The organism is Colwellia sp. SU-HH01217 (assembly GCF_057543495.1).
In genome coordinates this window covers 86,836-108,852 of record NZ_BAAJLX010000006.1, presented here as the reverse complement: position 1 = coordinate 108,852, position 22,017 = coordinate 86,836, and the positions used below count along the sequence as shown (strand labels likewise).

Annotated in this window: 17 protein-coding genes; 7 read left to right on the top strand and 10 right to left on the bottom strand. The window is 36.7% G+C overall.

Going from position 1 to position 22,017, the window contains the following annotated elements:
- Nucleotides 1–2: 2 nt before the first annotated feature.
- Complete coding sequence (locus AC27G3_RS09675; RefSeq protein ID WP_487121040.1) at nt 3–1,196, bottom strand: DEAD/DEAH box helicase; 1,194 nt, start codon at nt 1,194–1,196, stop codon at nt 3–5.
- A 154-nt stretch (nt 1,197–1,350) separates the two neighbouring features.
- Complete coding sequence (locus tag AC27G3_RS09670) at nt 1,351–3,609, bottom strand: ABC transporter substrate-binding protein (RefSeq protein ID WP_487121038.1); 2,259 nt, start codon at nt 3,607–3,609, stop codon at nt 1,351–1,353.
- Nucleotides 3,610–3,844: 235 nt separating this feature from the next.
- Here AC27G3_RS09670 and AC27G3_RS09665 point away from each other — a divergent pair, with 235 nt between their 5' ends.
- Entirely contained in the window at nt 3,845–4,207 is a 363-nt protein-coding gene (locus AC27G3_RS09665) for a GIY-YIG nuclease family protein (protein ID WP_487121036.1), read from the top strand.
- Between the two features lie 67 nt (nt 4,208–4,274).
- Here the strand turns inward: AC27G3_RS09665 and AC27G3_RS09660 are convergent, their stop codons facing one another.
- Nucleotides 4,275–4,964, bottom strand: coding sequence for a type 1 glutamine amidotransferase domain-containing protein (locus AC27G3_RS09660; protein WP_487121034.1), 690 nt, complete (start codon nt 4,962–4,964; stop codon nt 4,275–4,277).
- A 179-nt stretch (nt 4,965–5,143) separates the two neighbouring features.
- Between AC27G3_RS09660 and AC27G3_RS09655 the strand changes: the two genes are divergently transcribed.
- Nucleotides 5,144–6,040: a LysR family transcriptional regulator gene (locus AC27G3_RS09655; RefSeq protein WP_487121033.1), complete on the top strand. Its 897-nt coding sequence runs from the start codon at nt 5,144–5,146 to the stop codon at nt 6,038–6,040.
- Nucleotides 6,041–6,065: 25 nt separating this feature from the next.
- Here AC27G3_RS09655 and AC27G3_RS09650 read toward each other — a convergent pair whose 3' ends face one another.
- The 4 genes from AC27G3_RS09650 to AC27G3_RS09635 form a co-directional block, all read right to left on the bottom strand.
- On the bottom strand, nt 6,066–6,890 hold the full coding sequence (locus tag AC27G3_RS09650; RefSeq protein ID WP_487121031.1) for a M90 family metallopeptidase: 825 nt from the start codon (nt 6,888–6,890) through the stop codon (nt 6,066–6,068).
- A gap of 191 nt (nt 6,891–7,081) precedes the next feature.
- The gene (locus AC27G3_RS09645; protein ID WP_487121030.1) at nt 7,082–8,686 is read right to left on the bottom strand and encodes an ABC-F family ATPase; all 1,605 of its coding nucleotides are present in this window, start codon (nt 8,684–8,686) and stop codon (nt 7,082–7,084) included.
- Nucleotides 8,687–8,905: 219 nt separating this feature from the next.
- A complete protein-coding gene (locus AC27G3_RS09640) occupies nt 8,906–9,421 on the bottom strand; it encodes an NUDIX hydrolase (protein ID WP_487121028.1) in 516 nt (171 codons plus the stop codon).
- 143 nt (nt 9,422–9,564) lie between these two features.
- Complete coding sequence (locus AC27G3_RS09635) at nt 9,565–10,593, bottom strand: zinc-binding alcohol dehydrogenase family protein (protein WP_487121026.1); 1,029 nt, start codon at nt 10,591–10,593, stop codon at nt 9,565–9,567.
- Between the two features lie 140 nt (nt 10,594–10,733).
- On the opposite strand from AC27G3_RS09635, the gene AC27G3_RS09630 reads away from it, so the two are divergent.
- Both AC27G3_RS09630 and AC27G3_RS09625 read left to right on the top strand, forming a co-directional pair.
- Nucleotides 10,734–11,672, top strand: coding sequence for a LysR family transcriptional regulator (locus tag AC27G3_RS09630; RefSeq protein ID WP_487121278.1), 939 nt, complete (start codon nt 10,734–10,736; stop codon nt 11,670–11,672).
- A 70-nt stretch (nt 11,673–11,742) separates the two neighbouring features.
- On the top strand, nt 11,743–12,162 hold the full coding sequence (locus tag AC27G3_RS09625; protein WP_487121024.1) for a tetratricopeptide repeat protein: 420 nt from the start codon (nt 11,743–11,745) through the stop codon (nt 12,160–12,162).
- An 8-nt stretch (nt 12,163–12,170) separates the two neighbouring features.
- On the opposite strand, the gene AC27G3_RS09620 is transcribed toward AC27G3_RS09625, so the two are convergent.
- Together AC27G3_RS09620 and AC27G3_RS09615 are read right to left on the bottom strand one after the other, a co-directional pair.
- Nucleotides 12,171–14,837 carry a CHASE domain-containing protein gene (locus AC27G3_RS09620; protein ID WP_487121022.1) on the bottom strand — a complete coding sequence of 889 codons (2,667 nt, stop codon included), beginning with the start codon at nt 14,835–14,837 and terminating at the stop codon, nt 12,171–12,173.
- A 99-nt stretch (nt 14,838–14,936) separates the two neighbouring features.
- Nucleotides 14,937–15,212 (bottom strand): GNAT family N-acetyltransferase, encoded by a 276-nt coding sequence (locus tag AC27G3_RS09615; protein WP_487121021.1) that lies wholly within the window; start codon nt 15,210–15,212, stop codon nt 14,937–14,939.
- A gap of 326 nt (nt 15,213–15,538) precedes the next feature.
- Between AC27G3_RS09615 and AC27G3_RS09610 the strand changes: the two genes are divergently transcribed.
- Nucleotides 15,539–17,077, top strand: coding sequence for a methyl-accepting chemotaxis protein (locus tag AC27G3_RS09610; protein WP_487121020.1), 1,539 nt, complete (start codon nt 15,539–15,541; stop codon nt 17,075–17,077).
- 104 nt (nt 17,078–17,181) lie between these two features.
- Here AC27G3_RS09610 and ppc read toward each other — a convergent pair whose 3' ends face one another.
- Nucleotides 17,182–19,743 (bottom strand): phosphoenolpyruvate carboxylase, encoded by a 2,562-nt coding sequence (gene ppc, locus AC27G3_RS09605; protein ID WP_487121018.1) that lies wholly within the window; start codon nt 19,741–19,743, stop codon nt 17,182–17,184.
- 135 nt (nt 19,744–19,878) lie between these two features.
- Here ppc and AC27G3_RS09600 point away from each other — a divergent pair, with 135 nt between their 5' ends.
- Together AC27G3_RS09600 and AC27G3_RS09595 are read left to right on the top strand one after the other, a co-directional pair.
- On the top strand, nt 19,879–20,787 hold the full coding sequence (locus AC27G3_RS09600) for a LysR substrate-binding domain-containing protein (protein WP_487121016.1): 909 nt from the start codon (nt 19,879–19,881) through the stop codon (nt 20,785–20,787).
- 151 nt (nt 20,788–20,938) lie between these two features.
- Nucleotides 20,939–22,012 (top strand): endonuclease/exonuclease/phosphatase family protein, encoded by a 1,074-nt coding sequence (locus AC27G3_RS09595; protein ID WP_487121277.1) that lies wholly within the window; start codon nt 20,939–20,941, stop codon nt 22,010–22,012.
- The last annotated feature ends 5 nt before the right edge of the window (nt 22,013–22,017 follow it).

Genomic DNA, 22,017 nt, shown 5'->3' with positions numbered 1-22,017 from the left:
ACTTATCGCTGTTTATTTTTTTGATACTGAGTTTGATAGTTTAAAATTGAAACAGGCACAACCTTTTTCACGGGAAATTCGTCAAACGATTTCCTTTCAATAATATGCCCTAAGCGGCTTTCAATCGCGCAAAGCTCTCTAAAATTATCTTTAGAAACAAAAGACACAGCTTCACCGCTTGCGCCAGCACGACCAGTTCGGCCAATTCGATGAATGTATTCGTCTACTTGGGCAGGTAAATCGTAATTAACAACCCGCTCAAGTGCGCCAATATCAATACCTCTAGCGGCAATTCCTGTGGCAATTAAAAATGAAATTTTACCCGATTTAAATTCGTTAAGAATTTGTTCACGAACGGCTTGAGTTCTGCCTCCGTGAAGTGATTCTGCCTTGATTCCTCGCTTTTCAAGTTGGCTTACCAATTTGGCAGCTCCATGCTTAGTCTCAATAAAGATCAATGCTTGTTGCCACGCTAAAGAATGTATTAAATGACTTAACAAGGCTGATTTATTGGTTTTATCAATAGTAACAAGCCACTGTTTAATGTTTTTCTTTTGAGTGTTATCTTCTGAAACGGTTAACTCAACCGGCTGATTGATAGCTCTTTTCGCTAGCGATTTAACGGCATCTGACATGGTTGCAGAAAACAATAAGTTTTGTCGTTGCTCAGGTAAGCGCGCTAATATTTTATTGATATCTTCAATAAATCCCATATCGAGCATTCGATCAGCTTCATCTAACACTAACATTTCTAATTCATCAAAGTGCAATGCTCTTTGGTGCGCCATATCTAATAACCGACCGGGGGTAGCGACTAATATATCAACTCCCCAAATTAATCGCTGTATTTGAGGGGCTGAGTCAACACCACCATACATCGCCATAGAAGTGAGCTCGACATATTTCCCATACTGGCTAATGCTCTGTTCAACTTGAAGGGCTAATTCACGCGTGGGTGTAACAACCAAAGCACGGATACGCTTACCTCTAAGCTTTCCTTTATTATTTAGTAAATGCAGAATGGGCAGAACAAAGCTCGCCGTTTTACCTGTTCCAGTTTGAGCTGACGCGATAATATCTTTACCTGATAAAATCACTGGAATTGCTTTTTTTTGAATAGCTGTAGGCGATGTATAACCTAACTCTGTTACCGCTTTTAAGAGTGGCTCGGATAAGCCAAGCGTTGAAAAACCCATAGTAGACCTTATTAGAAAAGTAATGACAAAGCGACAATATACGTTCTAGCTCAGCATTGACTTTGCTAACCGATCACTAGGTCGAATTAAAAGTAAGAGTATAACGGTATACCTGAACAAAATCGTCTACTTCTCAAATAAATTAACGGCTTAATTACTCACTACCTTTAAATTTTTTCAATACAGCATAAAGCTTATTAAGCTCAATGGGTTTAGCGATATAACCATCAAAACCAACTTGCTCATAGTGTGCAACATCTTCTGTCATTACGTTTGCCGTTAAAGCGATTATAGGAATATTAGGATGCGTTTTTTTAATGGCAACACAAGCACCAACACCATCTAGTCTTGGCATTTGTATATCCATAAAAATAATATCGGGTGTATGTTTGCTCATATAATCGATGGCTGCTAAACCATCTTGAGCAATATCAACTTTAGCGTGTGTAGGTTTTATTGTTGCTCTAAATATTGTTTGATTGACTCGATTATCCTCAGCTAACAGTATCGTTAAATTATCGAGTACAGGGGGGGCTGCTTCCGCATTTTGTTTAACACTCCCCTGACCTTGTTCCAAGGCTAATGAGACATCAATAGTCGTGCCCTGATTAACATAACTTGTTGCTGTAATTGTGCCTTTCATTAATAGCACTAAACTTTGAGTAATCGCCATTCCCAAGCCTGTGCCGCCAAAATTTCGAGTCGTCGATTTATCCGCTTGTTCAAATCGAGAGTAAAGTTGTTTAAGTTGTTCGGCATCCATTCCAATGCCTGTATCAACGACTTTAAGGTTTAATTGATTTTTTTGATGGGAAATATAAAGTTCAACCGTGCCATTTTCAGTAAATTTTAAACCATTAGAGAGTAAGTTCGTCATGATCTGTCTTACTCTTATTTCGTCACCTAACCAGCCATCAATAAAGCCCTCATCATAATTTACCAATAAGTGGTTATTGTTTTGCTTAGCAATTAAAGACAGTTCTTGTGCGACTATTGCAGTGATTTCTCGGCAACTAAAAAAACGATGCTCTAAAACTAGCTTACCCGCTTCAATTTTAGAAAAATCTAAAATATCATTAATGATGGTTGTTAATAACTTGGAAGAGTAGATAGATGTATCAACAATCTCTCTGGCTTCTTGTGATAAATCATATCGAGATAATATTTGTAATCCGCCTAAAACGCCATTCATTGGTGTACGTATTTCATGACTCATATTAGCAACAAAAAGTGATTTCGCTTGGTTCGCTATTTCAGCTGTTTCATTCGCTTTTAGCAATTGTTGGTTGGTATTTTCAAGCAGATTTACATGCTTAGTTTGTTGAGCGTAACTTTCTTCTAGTGCTTCTGTTTTTTCGCTAACTAAATTCTTTAATCGCCGATTAAACGAAAATTGTAAAATAATAAAGCTAGCAAAAATTAATAATAATATAACAATAGCAACTAACAGCGTCTTGTTTATTGGCAACTTTACTGTTTCATATTCACTCAATAACAAGCCCGTTAAGCTAGCTTGTTTTTCTGCCATACCAAGTTCTTTATAAGTGTCTGCTATCCGCGAAAACCTGGCAGGATAAATAGTACCTAATGGCACCATATCAAACTTAACAATTGAAGCGATTGATTTTGCCTCGGCAAGCACTGTCACAAGATTTAAGTTTGAATTATATTTTTCTATAATGAGTTCACTTGTTTCTTGTTGATGACTAAGTGCGTATTGCCAACCTTGATAAATCGCTTGATTAAACTTTTTGACTTTACCTAAATTATTTTTTACATACGCTTCTGAAGTAAAAAGTAAGTCACCATAAAAGTCGATGCCATAACTACTCGGGTCAATAATATTAATCGCGATGTTTTTCTGCTCGTATAAAAACGGTTGATTAGATGAATACGCCGACATCACATCTGTGGTGCCGTTAGTTAACGACCAATTATCAAAGTTATGAGTAACAAAAGTGTAATCATCTTTTCCAATATTAAATAACTGTAAAATAGCTTGCAAAGAAGCGTCATCGATACTTTTTTGAAACATGATGCGCTTGCCTTTGAAGTCGTACGGACTTTTAATTTTACTGCTTTTTAAGGTCATAAACACAAGCGGACTGGTCTGAAAAATCGTTGAAACAATAACAATCGGTTTTCCTTCTAACCTTTGTAGCACAATACTAGAGTCTGCTATGCCAAATGTGACTTTACCATTAAGCACATCTTCAGCGGCAGAACTCTTTGCCTCCCTCTCTAGTATTTCAACGTCAAAACCTGCTTCTTTAAAATATCCTTTTTCTTTTGCCATGTAATAACCAGCAAATTGAAACCCATGTTTCCATTTTAACTTTAAACTAACTTGATCAGCGGCTAGTGAAAAAGTTGATGTGAATAATAAAAACCATAAATACTTAGATATTTTCAATCGATAACCTTCAAGCAACTAAATTATTACTGGTAACTATAATACTAAGTATAAAATAAGACACTGTTAATTTATTACTTATCAATAACCTTAGATTGCTTTAATAATTAACAGACAAGTTTTTTAATTAAAAGTAGAGTATAAAGGCTAGAGTGAAATAGTGAGTTTTCAGCAATAAAAAAGAATTAAATGCATGATACAATTTAAGCTACCGGAGTTTACTAAGGAGGAACCATTGATTAATAAGAGTAAATTATCAAAGGAAGATAAATTAGATCAAGCGAATAATGAAGTCGCCCTTGGTCATGTGTATGTAATGACCCATTCTTTTTTTTCAGACGTGATACGAATTGGCTGTACACCTGACGATCCCAAAAACTATGCTCGCTCACTTTCAGCACAATCCCCTGGCACATATCATTTAGTTTTTTCATTAAAATGCGAAAAACCGTGCCAAGTTAAATCGAAAATTAGGCAATATTTAAATGCTCAGAAGTACGTAAACGAATTTTATCAAGTACCTCCTGAGGTGGCTAAAACTCTATTAACAAGAGAAACGTTTAGAATTCCTACCTTTGATTTTATCGAATCAGATTAAAAAGACAGCGAACGGGGTAAGTTCACTGTCTGAATAAATGTGCAAAGTATATGTTAAAAATACAATGCTAAGCTGATAAGTGCTGCAATAACTTTTGTGCTACAACAGCTGAACTAGCAGGGTTTTGTCCTGATATAATTAGTCCATCTTGTACAGCAAAAGCATGCCAGTCTTCAATTTTTTGATAATCAGCCCCACGCTTAACTAATTCATCTTCTAATAAAAATGGCACCACATGGCTTAACTCAACCGCATCTTCTTCACTGTTAGAAAAACCAGATATCGCCTTACCCTTAACGACATAATCGCCTTCATTATTTTTGGCATTTAATATAGCCGCCGTAGAGTGACAAACCGTAGCTACTGGCTTGTTTGTAGCAAGAAAACGTTCAATTAGTGCAATAGATACACTATCTTCGGTTAAATCCCATAATGGGCCGTGACCACCTGGGTAAAATATAGCGTCAAAATCTTCAGCATTAACATCGGTAAGCTTTAAAGTTTGTGCAACTAAGCGTTGAGTTTCCACGTCTTGGTTAAAACGTTCTGTATCAGCTGTTTGGAAATCGGCTAACTCACTTTTAGGATCAATAGGTGATTGTCCGCCTAAAGGTGACGCAATGATCACATTAAAACCTGCATCTTTAAATACATAATAAGGTGCAGCAAATTCTTCAACCCAAAAGCCTGTTTTTTCGCCTGTATTACCTAATTTATCATGCGATGTTAGTACCATTAATAGTTTTTTAGCTGTCATTTTAGCTCCGTATTGTTTGTTAGACGTTTGTTTTTGCTGTTTGTAGTTAATTAAGTTCAGTGTATATTTTCAAATAAAGCTTAACAATGCAGACAACATAAACTTCTTTGTATCATAAAATGATACAATAGCGCGATAGAATACTATTTAACGCGATAAGTTAATTAAAGTGGTACTTAATGGATATTTCATTTGAACAATTAAAAAGTATGGTCGTTTTTGCTCAAGTTATCGAGCAAGGAACACTAAGTGGTGCAGCTAAAAAAATTGGTCTATCTCGTGCCGTAGTGAGCTACCATATTAAAAAGCTTGAAGCACATTTAGGCATTAAACTGCTTAATCGCTCCACAAGAGCGATATCGTTAACCGAAGCGGGAACGCAATATTATCAATACTGCCGTGTTATTGCAGAACAAGCATCTACCGCTAATTTAAAAATTGAGAATTTAAAGCACGAGCCTGTCGGTTTAATCAAAATAACATGTCCTGTGAATATAGGATTACAGAAAATAGTACCAGCGCTGAATGAGTTTAGAGCCTTGTACCCTAAAATTGAGCTCGACGTTATGTTAACAGATGATGTGATTAATATTATGAAGGAAGGTATTGATTTAGCGATCCGAGGAGCGCCGCTTCCTGACTCAGGATTACAAGCAAGTAAAATATCAACACTCGCAACATGCTTATGTGGTGCACCCAATTATTTCGAAAAACATGGTATTCCCAAACATCCAACACAATTAACTGCACATCAATGGGTTTTGTATAAACTAACGTCGAACACTTTAGAATTAACAAAAGGGACGCGTTCATTTAGTATTGAAATGAAAGGAACAATTAGTACCAATAATGCTGCAGCAAAAACCGCTTTTGTTATGGGGGGACACGGCTTAGGTCGTATTCCTGTATACGATGCTAAACCTAAAATTATTGCAGGCACTTTAGTTTCTGTACTTGATGATTATGCTCTAAAAGACATTAACCTTTATGGTGTTTTCCCACCAGGTAATGCCGACTCAAAAAAGCTACGTTTAATTATCGACTACTTAAAAGACTTTTTTCAACGCCAAGCTTAACGATAAAGAGCTGTTGCCAGTAGAGTTATTTCCAATGTATTGGATCTACCTGATAATACAACTTTAGTTGCTGATATAGCTTAGGGTGTTGTTGAAAAAACAGAGTTGATTTTTCAAAAAACACTTCACTGGTTACAGCAAAAAATTCTGCTGGGTTCGTTGCCCCATAATAATCAAATATTGAAGGCTGTCCCGATAATGCTTGAGCTTTTAACTGTTCAAATTGGTTTGAAAACTCTTCAGACCAAGCTTGGTAACTTTGAGCATTTCTTAAAATAGGTGCACCATTGGCTCTGCCGTTTTCTTGATCAAGCTGATGAGCAAACTCATGAATAACAACATTGTGTCCATCATCAATAATTTTTGCGCCATCAAGTGTATCTTGCCAAGATAAAACCACCTGACCAAAATCCCACGACTCTCCCGATAAAGCGACTCTTTTTAGCTGCTGCACTCCATCTGCACTTATACTGTGTTGCTCTTTAATAAATGCGCGGGGGTAAACAAGCACCGTACGAAGTTTAGGATAATAATCAGTCTTACGATTAAGCAGTAATAAACAAGCTTGAGCAGCAATAGTTACCCTAATTTCATCAGTAATTTCCACGCCATTGCAGCCAACAAAGCTTTTTTCTGATAAAAATACTTGAATATGCTGCTTTAGTTGCAACTGTAAATCGGTTGGCATTTGTTTGAAATAAGGCATACGTTGCTGAATAACTTTACGCCAATGTTTTTTAAATGGCTGTTTTTTCACTTTACGCCGTTGATACTCACGCCAATAAGGCTTGCCAACTGAATAGCCGATAATGGCTGCGCCAATAATGATCGGCAAAAGGTAAGACAACATAATAATATTTACTGATAAGTGTTTATTTTGAGGTTGGTATGATTGATGAAAAGATCAAGTCATTATATAAAATGGCGCAGCCTATTGGTTAATTGGGATGATAAAAAAGCCTCAAACATTTTCGCGTTATCTGCCAAATAAGCAGATAAAGAAAGCATTTGAGGCTTAAGTGTTTAAGGCCTTGGTAGTTATTACGCTACTTTTGATTCTTTAACCTGACTATCAAGGTACTCATCTAACGAGCCTTGAAAGTCGATTAATTTTTTATCTTTAATATCAATAATACGCGTAGCTAAACTTGAAACAAATTCACGGTCATGACTGACAAAAATCAAAGTGCCTTCAAAATCTTTTAACGCATTATTCAAAGCATCAATAGCTTCAATATCCATATGGTTGGTCGGCTCATCCATTATTAGCACATTAATATCAGCCATCATTAATCGACCAAACAATAACCGGTTCTTTTCACCACCTGAACAATTACGCGCTTTTTTGTTGGCATCGTCGTCAGTAAACAACATACGACCTAACATGCCACGTACACTTAAATCGTTGTGACAAGGACGTCGCCATTGTGACATCCAATCCATCAGTGTTAAGTCATTATCAAAAAATGAGCCACTGTCTTGCGGACAGTAACCTACCGAAGCATTTTCTGACCACTTAACTACACCTTCATTTTGAGTTAATTCGTTCATTAAACAACGAAGAAAAGTCGTTTTTCCCACACCATTTTCGCCGATAATGGCTAACTTAGCGCCTGCTTCAAGTAGTAAATCGCCCTTTTCAAATAACACTTCACCATCAAAACCATGACCAAGGTTTTCAAGCTCTAATGCTTGGCGATGCATTTTTTTACCCGGAGCAAAAGCAATTTTTGGGGTAATGCGGCTTGATGACTTCACATCATCGAGTTTAATTTTATCCATTTTTTTCGCACGAGAACTGGCTTGTTTCGCTTTTGATGCATTAGCGCCAAAACGATTAACAAAGTCTTGTAATTCTGCAATTTCAGCTTCTTTTTTCTCATTACCCGATAATAATTGTTCGCGTAATAACGCAGATTGCGCTAAGAAAAACTCGTAATTTCCTGGGTAAATACGTAATTCACCATAATCGATATCAGCCATGTGGGTACAAACAGAATTAAGAAAATGTCTATCATGCGAAATGATAATCATAGTGCACTTACGTTTGTTTAACTCACCTTCTAACCAACTAATGGTATGAATATCTAGGTTGTTGGTAGGCTCATCCAGCAAAAGAATATCAGGGTTTGCAAAAAGTGCTTGGGCAAGTAACACACGTAACTTCCAACCTGGTGCAACTTGCTGCATTGAACCAAAATGAAAAGACTCTTCAATACCTGCTTCTAATAATATCTCACCAGCACGACTTTCCGCCGTGTAACCGTCCATTTCTGCAAACTCACTTTCAAGCTCGCCCGCACGCATGCCATCAGCTTCACTCATTTCAGGTTGTGCGTATATAGCGTCTCGTTCTTGCTTAACTTTCCATAATGCCATATCACCCATAATAACGGTGTCAATAACACTGTGTTCTTCAAATGCGAACTGATCTTGCCCTAAGGTACTGACTTTGTTGCCTGTGCTTACCGAGACGTTGCCTGAACTTGGCGCAAGCTCACCACTTAATATCTTCATAAATGTAGATTTGCCACAACCATTTGCGCCGATCAAACCGTAACGGTTACCGTTGCCAAATTTCGCCGAAATGTTTTCAAACAAAGGCTCTGCGCCAAATTGCATTGTAATATTAGATGTAGTGATCAAAGGTAATTCCTAAATTTTGCCAACCGCGATTAAGTGTTTCCTTGATGATTTACCACAAACTTTTAAAAGCAATGCAAACAACAAAAAATACTCAAAATAATAAGGTCGCGTATTATACAGCAATAAACGGTTTGACCCCAACTAAACTTAACTTTTCGTTTAAATTTTCATCAAGCAAAAAAATAAGTGTTAAACATTGAGACTAAAAAATTAATCGTTTTATAAAAGTTCATCAACGATGCGTTTTAATAAAAATGTTTCTCGTTCAATCGATAAGCCCTTCTTATTACTCGAGGCAATGGTTGTCTCGTTATGCTCGATTGCCTGATGAATATTCATCCAAATAGGATGCATGCCATTGTTAATTTCATGAGGTTCTAACTCTGGTTCGAGTAATTTTTTGTCAATCGTGCAAATATAACAATAAGATTGCATATGAACGATATCAAAATCTTCTTTATGCCAAGGCCTATATTCTTCGTACAAACCAAACGCTTGAATATTTTTGACATTTTTTGCGCCCGTTTCCTCTTTAAGCTCCCTAATAAGTCCTTCTACCTTGGTTTCTCCTTCATCAATGCCACCACCTGGTAGGCTATAGTCATGATAACGTTTGGTATATAACAGCAAAATATTCTCGCCATTAAGTACAATAGCTCTTGTCGCTTTACGGGTGAAAACAGTTGACGATGTATGATCGATTTCAGGATGGGAAGTTGATTTTAATAAACGCATAGTAAGTCTGTAGATTAATGAATAATAGCTTAATAGGTTCCTCACTCAGGTTTGCAATGGCAAGAAGATAAGGCAGTAATAAGGTAACAAAGCAAAAATTGTTACCTTATTATAAGTAAGTCTCTGTCAGTTATAAAGACCAACTAGAATCCTTCTAGCACTACTTTACCGATTGATTGACCGGTTTCTAATGATCTATGCGCTAGCTTTAAGTTTTCAGCATTAATTTTACCTAACGACTGACCAACTGTCGTTTGTATATAACCTTGATCAATTAACTCTGACACTTCATTAAGTAATCGACTTTGTTTATTGATGTCTTTTGCATTAAACATTGAGCGTGCAAACATAAACTCTATGTGTAAAGACAAACTTTTAAGCTTTAATTTCATAATGTCTAAGCTTGTTTTCGGATCATCTATCATCGCAATTTTTCCAAATGGTGCTAACAATTCCACATATTCGTCATAATAATTTTCAGTACCATTTAAACTCGCAACGTGAGTCACTTGGTCGATACCTAACACTTCAATTTGACTTTTAAGCGGCTGACTATGATCAACAACAAAGTCAGCACCCAGTTTTTTCACCCAGCTTTTTGAACTTTCTCTAGAGGCTGTGCCGATAACTGTCGCGCCTGTAATTGCTTTAATCAATTGAATTAATATGGAACCAACACCACCTGCAGCACCAACAACTAAAATGACCTCACTTGACTTTTCACTGCTGGACGGGTTTTTCTTGCTAACAGCCAAGTGTTCAAATAATAATTCATAAGCAGTAATTGTTGTTAATGGCAAAGCCGCAGCTTCAAAGCCTGATAAACTTTTGGGTTTATGTCCGACGATACGCTCATCCACCAATTGATATTCTGCGTTGCTTCCTTGGCGATTTAAATCGCCAGCATAATAGACTTTATCACCTAGCTTAAAATCCTTGGCATCTGCTCCCATGGCTACGACTTCACCAACAGCATCCCAACCAATCACTTTATAATCACCTGAAGGTGATGCAACATTTTGACGAATTTTATAATCGACAGGGTTTACAGCAATTGCCTCGATTTTAACTAGAAGATCTCGACCTCTTGCTTTAGGTAGAGGAAGGTCGATATCAACCAATGACTGAGAATCGTTAATGGGTAAAGATTTTTTGTATCCAATGGCTTTCATGATGTTCTCCGTTTATGCCTTTAGCATTAAAGGTAAATAATTTTAAATTAATAGCGTGTTAACGGGGATAATAATAAAACTTGATTTACTAAAGATAAACAGCATAATAATTGAATGATTATCAAATTATTTTTGACAATATGTTATTAGAAGATCTTCAGGTTGTGCTAAAAGTTGCTGAATTTAAAAGTATTACCGGTGCAGCCACTAGCCTTGATATGCAAACAGCTACAGCAAGTGCAGCAATAAAACGCGTAGAAGCAGCACTGGGAGTTGATTTATTTATTCGTACCACACGTCAATTAAGACTTTCTACAGCTGGAGAGCGCTATATTCCTCAATGTCAGCAAGCGCTAGCCACACTCGCCCAAGCAAAACAAAATATTCATGATGAATTAGATACCATAGAGGGAGAATTACGTATCGCTTTATCATCAGATTTAGGCCGTAATATTGTCTTTCCTTGGCTTGATGAATTTATGCAAACACACCCTAAAGTGAGTGTTAAAATACATGCCAGTGATAGCAATATCGACTTTTATCGAGACTCTGTTGATGTTGCTATTCGTTATGGCTCACCAACAGATACTAACCTTTATGGTTTTAAAATTTGTAATGTACCGGGCGTACTTTGTGCCAGCCCTGATTATCTTGAAGCAAACGATGTGCCTGAACACCCAGATGATCTAACCTCACACAATGGACTTTTCTACCAACTTCATGACGTTGTTAATAATATTTGGCAGTTCGAGTGCAAAGATCAAAAATTTAAAATTAAAATGAACAGCAACCGGATTTCAAACGATGGTGATTTAGTCAGACGTTGGTGTGTTTCTGGTAAGGGTATAGCAGTAAAATCTTGCCTTGATATGTCAACCGACTTATTAGCGGGCAATGTAGTGAGTATTATGCCCAATTACCAGCCGAGAAAAACTGAACTTTGGTTAGTTTGCCCTAGTAGGCAATCGATTACTCCTGCGGTTAGACTGCTAAGAGACATGTTAAAGACCCAATGTGCAAATATTCTTAATACATTAGTCAAAAAAGATATTATTTCTCAGGGTGATATTAACAGCTAAGCCTGTTTAGTTAGTTGAAAAACATTATACTAACAATCAATTCCTTAAATTAATTAGACCGCTAACCATCATGAATACCAAAATATATAAACGCGTACATACCTTAGCTAAAGATTTAATGCAGTCGGTACATCGTAAAGATCAAAAGCGCTTCGATAATTGCTACAGCGAACTAAAACAAATTTGTGACGATAATAAAGACAGTGATAAAGATCACCCTGTTCAGTGGGAAACTCTCGCAGATTTTACTGACGATTATAACTTAGCCATTGAGCTTTACGAGAAAGCACTAGTAAAAGCTGAAGCGATAAATTCGACGGATTTTTGTTCATCTATTGGTTTTTCCATTGCTTCGTTAAAAGCAGAGTTGGGTGACGATGCCGGCGCTATTGAACATTTACAAAAAGCAAAAATTAGTAGTAATAAAATTGTCGATAAAGATCTAAAAGCCGAAATTAACGATTTATTAGAAGAATTACAAAAAGGTTAACATTACAGTTAAAACATTGATTTCAACAACTTAATTAACTCAACCTGAACAATAGGTTTGGGTAAGTAACCATCAAAAGCTTCATCATACAACTGTTTTTGTTCCGTTAATGCATTAGCCGTTAAAGCAACAATTTTTTGTTCTGGAGCGATTGCTTTAATCTTTAAGCAAGCTTCCATTCCATCCATTTTGGGCATTTGTATGTCCATAAATATGATATCAGGTAGCTGTTTTTTATATTGCTCAACGGCCTCAATTCCGTTATTGGCTATTATTATTTTCGCTTTACTCGGCGACAGCATATTCTTTGCAACAAGTTGGTTTATTTTATTGTCTTCTGCTAATAAAATAATTTTGCCACTTAGATTGGGGTATTCAATATCTTGGTCTTGATTAGTTTCAGCTGTCGCTTCAGATTTAATTAACGGTAAAAAAATATAAAATTTACTGCCTTGTTTTACTGTACTACTGACTTCGATTCGCCCCCCCATTAATTCAATTAAAGAATGAGTAATAGATAAGCCCAACCCAGTACCACCATACTCCCTAGTGGTTGAGGTATCAGCTTGTTCAAATCGTTGGAACAACCGCCCTAATGCTTCTTCCGATATACCAATCCCAGTATCTGAAACAATAAAACGCACTTCATTAGCATTGTTCATCGAGACCTCTAGCGTAACACCACCTTGGTCCGTAAACTTAATCGCATTAGAAACTAAATTCAGCAGACACTGCCTTAGACGTGCGTCATCACCTAACCAATAAGCATGTGTAACCTTTGAATCAACCTTAAAGGTGATATTTTTATTGCTGGCAGAACCTACAAGAGCTGCCTCTACAGAGCTTAATAAATCGTCCAAGTTAAACGTTCTTTTTTCTATTGATAGTTTTCCCGCTTCTATTTTAGAGAAATCGAGAATATCATTAATAACTGTTGAAAGTGCTCTAGTAGAATAAAGTGCGTTTTTTAAATATTCATTGGCTTTAGTATTTAAGGGTAATGCTTGTAACAATTGCAGCATGCCAAAAATACCATTCATCGGCGTACGAATTTCATGACTCATATTTGCCAAAAATTCAGATTTTGCATGAGAGGCTTTTTCAGCAACCTCTTTAGCATCGGCAAGTTTTCTTTCATAAACTAACTGTTCGGTTAAATCATAAGAAATCCCCAAGTAACCTACTGTTTTATCATCACTATTAAGCAGCGGTGTCACACTCAGTAACACAGGAATATGCTTACCATTAGCATTAAGGTAAGTCCACTTTTCGATATCAGGTTGACTTGGCGTTGCTTTAACGACAAAAACACCAAACCCCGGCTCAATAGGCTGATTGAGTTCAATGCTCAACTGTTTTGCTCTTTCAACTACTTCAGATTCTAAATGAAATATTGCGGGGGTTTTACTTCCTATAACTTCATCTGCTCGATAACCCAACATTTTTTCTGCCGCAGGGTTAAATTCAGTGATAAGGCCATTCATATCCGTTGCTATAATTGCATAACTTGCACTGTTTAACATACTTTTGTGCAATATACTTATTTCAGCAAGTTGCTGAGTTCGCGCATTAACATCGACTGTTAATTTTGTATTTGCTTCTTCAAGGGCTTTCTCATGGTACTTTGATAAGGCTATTTCTATTTCAGCCTGTTGCTTTTTCCGATGGAAAACAAGCTGCACAAGTGCGACTATCAACATAATTAAAGTAGTAATTAATAAGTTATTAAGTAAAGCGCTATACCTTCCATTTAGGTTTAACTCTTTAATAAAATGCGTAGTGGCAGTTAAATTTAGGTGCCAATTACGCCCCATTATTTGATAAGTGTCAGCAACAGAATAACGCGTTATATCTTGAGTATCACCACTGTTAAAAAATTTAAGCGACTCATTATTATTAACGTCTGAAATACTCAAAAAATTTCTATTTAATTGAGAAAGCGACATCAGCACATCGTTAATCAGTAATGGCGAGTAAACCCAACCTACCAGTTTCTCCATACGTTGATTTTCAGTAACAGGTGAATTAATAGTGTTATACACAGGTAACAAAAGTAGGAAGCCTTGTTGGCTTTTTTTATTCTCTTGAACTAAGGTAATGGGCGCCGTTAATTGTGCTTGATTATGAAGAGCGGAAAAAAGAGCGGCTTGTTTTCTGATGCTTTCTGAACCAATATCAAGCCCAATCGCTTGATAATTATTATGTTCCGGAAAAATATATTGAATGATAAAGTGATCTTCTTGATTTTCAAATAACTGCTTCACATTAAAAGTTTTATCTTCTCTGTCTTGTTGTGCAAGACTAGTAAAGGTTGCTAACTCTTGAGGAGCTACCATTTTTATAAAGCCCGTACCATTCACACCAGTAAGCTTAGATTGATGATGTATACTTTTTGAATAATTAGCGATAGCTTGATAATTTAATTGCTTTATCCCCACACCATGTATAACACCACGCATAGCGTTTAAGTTAAATAAAGAAAGCTCTAGCTTCTCAGCTATACCTGTTGATAAAAAAGCTAATTGTTTATCTAAAGCTGAAATAATTTGATCATCTATGTTTCTTTGATGATTATTATGACTAACTGTAATGAATATACTGCCAACGATTAACAATATAAATTGAACAAATAACGCCCAAGAAAAATTATTTTTTATCCAATTAACATCAATCATTCAACACCGCGATTTAATAAGCTTATTTAATAAAAGGTTTTCACCAACACTTGATACAACAATTAATATAGCAGTATGTTTAAGAATATTAACAATATTTTAAACAAAATAATGACTAGCTTCTGGGTGCTTTTCTAAGTATTTAACAATATATGAGCACTGAGCAACGGCTTTTTTATTGTCTTTTTTGATTTGTTTTAATACATCCTCTAATAACATTTTTGCCAATCCTTTTCCTGAAAGCTCGTCAGGCACAACGGTATGAGTTAAGTGCAGCTTGCCATGTTTTTCATCATAGGTGATGTAGGCAATAGCCCCTTCAATATGATATTCATAGTGAGCTAATGTTTTATTATGGACTAGTGTATAAGTCATATACATTCTCTGAATTGGTTTATTTTGTTAAAAGTAAAGTTTCATCATTTAAGGTAAGCGATTAACTTTCACCTTAAATGGCACTAAGTAGAGCTTCAGTGAATATTAGCTGACTTTGAGGCAATTAAAACGAATAATTGAACGCTATTAAAAAATCAAACACTCCCTCCTCTAAGCTAAATTGACTTAACGCTAAATAATACTACACTAAGTATTTGATATTTATGTTATTGATAAAAGTTAAATATTAAATTGATAACGTTTATACCGCTATCATTGATAATATTCTCAGTTTCCAACACTATTTTAGCCATATGGATATATAAATGAACAAGACATCAACAAATGAAAAAACATTTAAAAGTTTTGAGCAATTAGTTTCGATTACTGATTTAGACGGGCGAATAACTTATGCAAACCCTCAATTTTGTAAGGTGGCAGGTTATACACTCGAGGAGTTAGTTGGACAACATCACAATATAGTTCGCCATCCTGATATGCCTAAGGCGGCATTTGCTGATTTATGGCAAAAATTAAAGCGAGGAGATTCTTGGCGCGGTATGGTGAAAAACCGTTGTAAAAATGGTGATTTTTATTGGGTAGATGCTTATGTTACTCCATTGTATGAAAACGATAAAATAACAGGTTATCAATCAGTAAGAGCATGCCCGACGGATGAACAAAAGATAAAAGCGGAAAAACTATATAACACTTTAAATAACAATCAATCAACCTTAGATTTAAATGCAAATACCCCGATAAAACGCTTAAGTATAGTCGCGGTAGTAGGCTTAGCTTTACTAGCGAATTGGTTACTTGTTGGCTCATTTACGTCAATTGTAATTTTAATGGTTTGTTTAGGTCTCATTATTACCATTTTTTCAGAAGAGCTGATCTCTATTCCTAATACCATTACTAAAACAAAAGCTTCTTTTGATAGCCCGTCGCGCCTCATATATTCAGGGAAAGGATTAACAGGACTGATAGACTACCCGAGCGAATTATATAAAGCTAAAATAAAAACAATATTAGGCCGAAGCCATGACTCTGGAAGACCGTTAGTCAATGTAGCTAACGGATTAGAAAAAGCATCAAATGAGATGCTCGACGGGATTCAAGAAGAAAACTTACATTTAGCACAATTAGCAACTGCTATTACTGAAATGAGCGCGACAATCGATGAAGTCAGCACAAACACAACGTTAACTCACGATAAAGTTGTAACTATTCAACAAGAGTGTTTAGAAAACATCGAAGTTATTGACACCAATCAAAATAAAATCAAACACTTAACAAAAGACGTTGAAAATGCGGCAACGAGTGCTATGGAATTAGTCGCCGATGTAGAAAAAATTTCTACTATTATGTCGGAAATTCAAGGCATTGCAGATCAAACCAATTTGTTAGCGTTAAATGCTGCCATTGAAGCGGCAAGAGCCGGAGAACAAGGGCGTGGCTTTGCAGTCGTTGCCGATGAGGTTAGAACTTTAGCGAGTAGAACTCAAGGTGCTGCAGTGCAGATACAAGGATCTGTACAAGAATTACAAACCACATTAAAAGAGTGGAGCAAAGTTATGCTTACTAGTAAAGATAACGCCGAAGAATGCTCTGAAGACTCAAATAGCATAAAACAGAAAATGGACGATGTTATTAAAAATGTCAATGATGTGAGTGATATGACCGCCCAAATAGCAACAGCCACTGAAGAGCAAAGTGTTGTAGCCAATCAAATCAATCAAAGTATTATCACAATCGACAATATTTCTAAAAACAATGCTGAGCTAGCTCAAGAAGTAAATAACAATAGTGATAAAATAAAGAAAAGTTCTAAAACTATTGATAATTTAAGTACTACATTCAAATGATTTTTATACCCAGCAACTTTATACCCAGCAACTAAATATACTCGAGTTAAATATCATTAACTTACATAGGCTACTGATATTTAACTCGTTAATAGTAAGGATATCTAGCCAGTATTTCGCATTCCTGTAGCAATACCTGTCATACTGACCATCAGCAGTTGTTCACAAATTGGATGTTCAGGCTGTTGTCGTAAACGCTTTAATGCCTCAATTTGTAATAAGTGGAGTGGTAATAAATACGGTCGACGTAAATTAAATGACGCTAAATTCCATTGATCACTTTCTAATGTTTCTGTTTGACCTAGTAGTTTAAGCACCATTTTCTTATCTGCTGCTAACTGCTCTCTTAACGCCTCCCCCATTGGTAATAACGCTTTTGACACTAAACTTTTATCGTATAGCCGAGAGATATCTGTATCCGATTTGGAATAGACCATTTCAGTTAATGAAATACGCGCTCTAAAATACGGCCAATTATCAAGCATATCTTTAATAGCTGCTTGATGATTGGTACAACCATCAGCAATTGCTTGTCCAAACCCTAGCCAACTTGGCACAACTAATCTATTTTGGCTCCAAGCGAAGATCCATGGAATAGCACGTAACGATTCAATACCGCCGTCAGACTTCCGTTTGCTTGGACGAGATCCTAAAGGCAATGATGATAACTCTTGCTCAGGTGTCGCTTGTCGAAAATAAGTGACAAAATCATCTTGATCACAAACATAATTTCGATAAATCGCGCAACTTTGTTTTGCCATTTCTTCCATGGCATTACGCCACGAATCTTTCGGTGCAGGCTGTGGTTTAACTAAACTCGCTAATATAGCACTTGCGTATAAATGTAGGCTGCGCACCGCTAAATTAGGTAAACCAAATTTAAAGCGAATGGTTTCTCCTTGTTCTGTTACCCTTAATCCCCCCTCTAAAGTTCCTGGTGGTTGCGAAGCTATCGCAGCATGCGCCGGTCCGCCCCCACGGCCAATTGTACCGCCACGACCATGAAATAATTTAAGCGTAATGTTATGCCCTTTTGCAGCTGCTACTAACGCTTCTTGTGCTTGATACTGAGCCCATGCAGCAGCTAAAACACCAGCATCTTTCGCTGAATCGCTATAACCTATCATGACGTGTTGCGCGCCATGAGTTCGCTTGGTGTAACTTTTGTTACTCAGTAATACGTCTATAACACCCGCAGCATTGTTTAAATCATCCAACGTTTCAAACAAGGGGGCAATTGGCATATCCCAACTTAAATCAGTCGCCTTCATCAAAAGGTTCACCGCTAACACATCGCTTTGTTGGCTTGCCATTGAAATAATGTAAATGCCTAAAACTTCTTTAGGTTGTTCAGCAATAAATTTAAAGGTGTCAATAACTTCTTGTGTTTGTTCACTCCATTTAGCTTTAGGTAATAAAGGTCTTGGATTGTCAATTTCTTGCTGTAAAAAGGAACAACGTTGCTGTTCGTTCCACGATAAGTAATCACCTAAACCTAAATTTTGTGTTATTTCTGAAATCGCTTGATCATGAAATTCACTGTGTTGGCGAACATCGAGTTTAACCAATGAAATACCAAAACAATGTACTTTGCGAATAACATCTAACAATAAAGAGTTAGCCGCACGCTCTAATCCGACAGCCAATAAACTTTCACGACAAGTCGTTAACGGTGCTAATAACTCTTCTGGTCTTGAAATGACTCCATTAATTTGATTTTTCTTTAATAAGGCAATGCTATGTTCCAATTTATGAATAGTTTGCTTTATTAAATTGCGGTATGGACCAATATTGTCAATATCTGCATTCGTTAATTCATCGCTCGCTTTGTGCATTGAAAGCTCTAAATATAGGTTTTGAAAATCAACTAAATAAAGTTCTGCAGCAAGTAAGCGTGCATTGATAATGGCTTGTTTGCTTAGCTTTGCTGTAACAAATGGATTGCCATCACGATCCCCTGCCATCCAACTTGCCATGGTAATTGGTGTTGCATCTAATGGAAGCTCTTTGCCGGTCACGTTCTGACAGAGTTCGTCAAGCTCTCTAACAAAGGTAGGTACGGCATACCATAAACTATCGCGAATGGCATTGAGCCCCCAGCGAGATTCATCAAGCGGAGTTGGACGCTGTGAACGTATTTCTTTAGTGTGCCAGGCTTGTTCAATTATCTCTTCAATTCTGCCGTTAAGTTCTGGCCCTGCTTGTTCCAACTCTTCGGCAATTGCATGATATTTATGAATAAAAGTTCGACGGTTAACTTCTGTAGGATGCGCAGTTAGCACAAGTTCAATATGAAGTTTTTTAATAGCTGTTAAAAAAGCTTCCGGAGCAGAGCTATCGAGTTGCTCTTTTAGCGATTCTAAAGGATGCGGCAAGTCTAACTCTGCTAAACCTTGTTCACTTGTTGTGTGCTGCTGCTCGGCAATATTCGCAAGATTTAAAAATTGACTAAATGCTCGGCCATAAATTAACAACTCTTGCTCATCGCAAGATGCAAATAACGTTTGTAACTCATCAATCGCATAATCATCTTGTGCAACGCCATCTTTTGCCAGCAAGCGTACACGTTCAACATTATCTAACCAGCGCTGACCTTTATCATTAGCAATAGTTTTGCCAAGCACTGAGCCAAGTGATCGTATATTCTGTGAAATTGTCTCTAACATAATCTTAGTCTCTTTAAAGCAAGTGACATTATCCTAGAATTAGTTAGCAATAGAGTCTAATATATAAAATTAATTACTATCATAAACAAAATTCTATACATGCCACTTAATTTTCAATCAAACAGACAACCAACAATGCGGCAATTACAATTAGTGCAAGCTTTGGCTCGCTATCAAAACTTGTCTGTGGTTGCCGAAAAGTTGCATATATCTCAACCATCCGTGTCTATTCAATTAAAAAATTTAAGTGAACTTATCGGTTTGCCTGTTTATCAAATGCAGGGTAAGCAATTAGCATTAACTGATGCAGGCAAAGCTGTAATAAGAAGTGCCAATACCATATTTCAAACCCTTGAAAACTTAAAAACTGATATTGATAATTTACAAGGGGTTGTCACCGGAACCTTACTAATCTCTGTGGTCACAACTGCGCAATATTTTCTGCCATTATTACTCGCAGCTTTTGCTAAACAGCATCCTGAAGTTGAGGTAAAATTAGAAATAGGCAACCGAGATAGAATTCAAAGTCGTTTACTCAACAATAGTGATGATTTCTATTTGTTCAGTAAAATTCCATCTGATGTACAAGTGATTGAAACCCCATTTTTAGACAATGAGTTAGTGGTGGTTGTGCCAGAAAATCATGAGTTAGCAAGGTTCCCTCATGTTAATTTAGCTCGTTTAAGCCATTATCCTTTTATATTACGAGAAGCTGGTTCAGGAACGAGAGAATATACTGTCGATTTATTTAAACAACAGGGATTTGTTTTAAATGAAAAAATGACTATCGCAAGTAGCGAGGCTATTAAACAAGCCGTCGCTGCAGGGTTAGGCATCTCTGTGATCAGCAAACACAGTTTAGATTTTGGTATAATGCCTGGCATTAAAATACTCAATGTTGAGCACTTCCCAATTCGAAGTAAATGGCGTTTGGTGCAAAATGCTTCAAGACAACCGACTTTACTGGCAACAGCATTTCAAAAATTTATGGTGGAAAATGGAGGCCATATTCTTGCTAATGCCGTGCGAAATAATAAAAGTTAGCTAATTATTCAACAATAAGCCAACCATAAGCTAACCAACTAAAAATTAATAATGTAAATCCCCACAAGATATAATTAACTATCTTTAATATACTTAAGTAATCGTTATCACCAATAAAAGAGCTAAAGAAGCCAACTTGCCACATTCCTCTATGACAAATACAGTAACGATAGAAAATAGTCAGCTAAAAATAGCCACCTTCAATCTATTTAATTACCTTGAACCCCCTAACGCTTTTTATGAATTTGAACGCATTTATAGCGCTCAGCAATGGCAAAAAAAACAGCGTTGGATTTGTGAATACTTACACGAGCATCAGCCCGACATCATCGGCTTTCAAGAGGTCTTTAGCGTCAACTCGTTAGAAAAACTAATGCATTTACAAGGTTATCGTTTTTTTGCGGTTGTTGACCAGCCACAAATTATTGATGACTTTATTTATAAACGCCCTGTAGTTGCCATTGCCTCTCGCTTTCCAATTATTGAGGTAGCTGCAATAAAACCAAACGCCGAATTAGTACAAACTATAGGGTTAACTCAAGGTTTTTCGTTTAGTCGGAAAGTGTTGCGGGCAACTGTTGACATCCCCCACCTTGGTCATTGTGATTGTTATGTTGTGCACTTTAAATCTAAACGGTCAATAATTGAGGTTGACGAACTACCGAATTATGACTCCGCTGAAAAAACAGTAATTGAAAACTTAAAAGCTGAGATAGCAGGACGTTGGGGGTCAAGCATTCAACGCGGAAGTGAAGCCGCATTATTAATGGTTGAAATAATAGCAAGACGTGAAACAACAAATACTCCGATGATTTTGATGGGCGACTTTAACAACACTATAACCGATGGTGTATTAAGCCATTTACTCACTAATGACTTACGCTTTGTTTCACCGTTAGACCCTGAAACTTACCTTGCAAAATATTGTTTAAATGATGCTTGGGATTTATTTCAAAAAGTATTATCAAACGAGAGTCCCGATTTATTACACCCAACAAAAGCACCTAGCACTTTGCGCACACCAACACATTATTATGGCGGTGTGGGGTCGGTGCTAGACTACCTACTATTGTCGTGTGAATTTGATGCGAGTTATCACGACAGTTTGTACCAACTAAGCGATTACCATACCTATGATCGACATTTAATTAATCCCTCTTTTGAACGTGATGGTGAAAGTACGGATCATGGTATTGTACTAGTCACACTCACTTTACGATCATAAACATT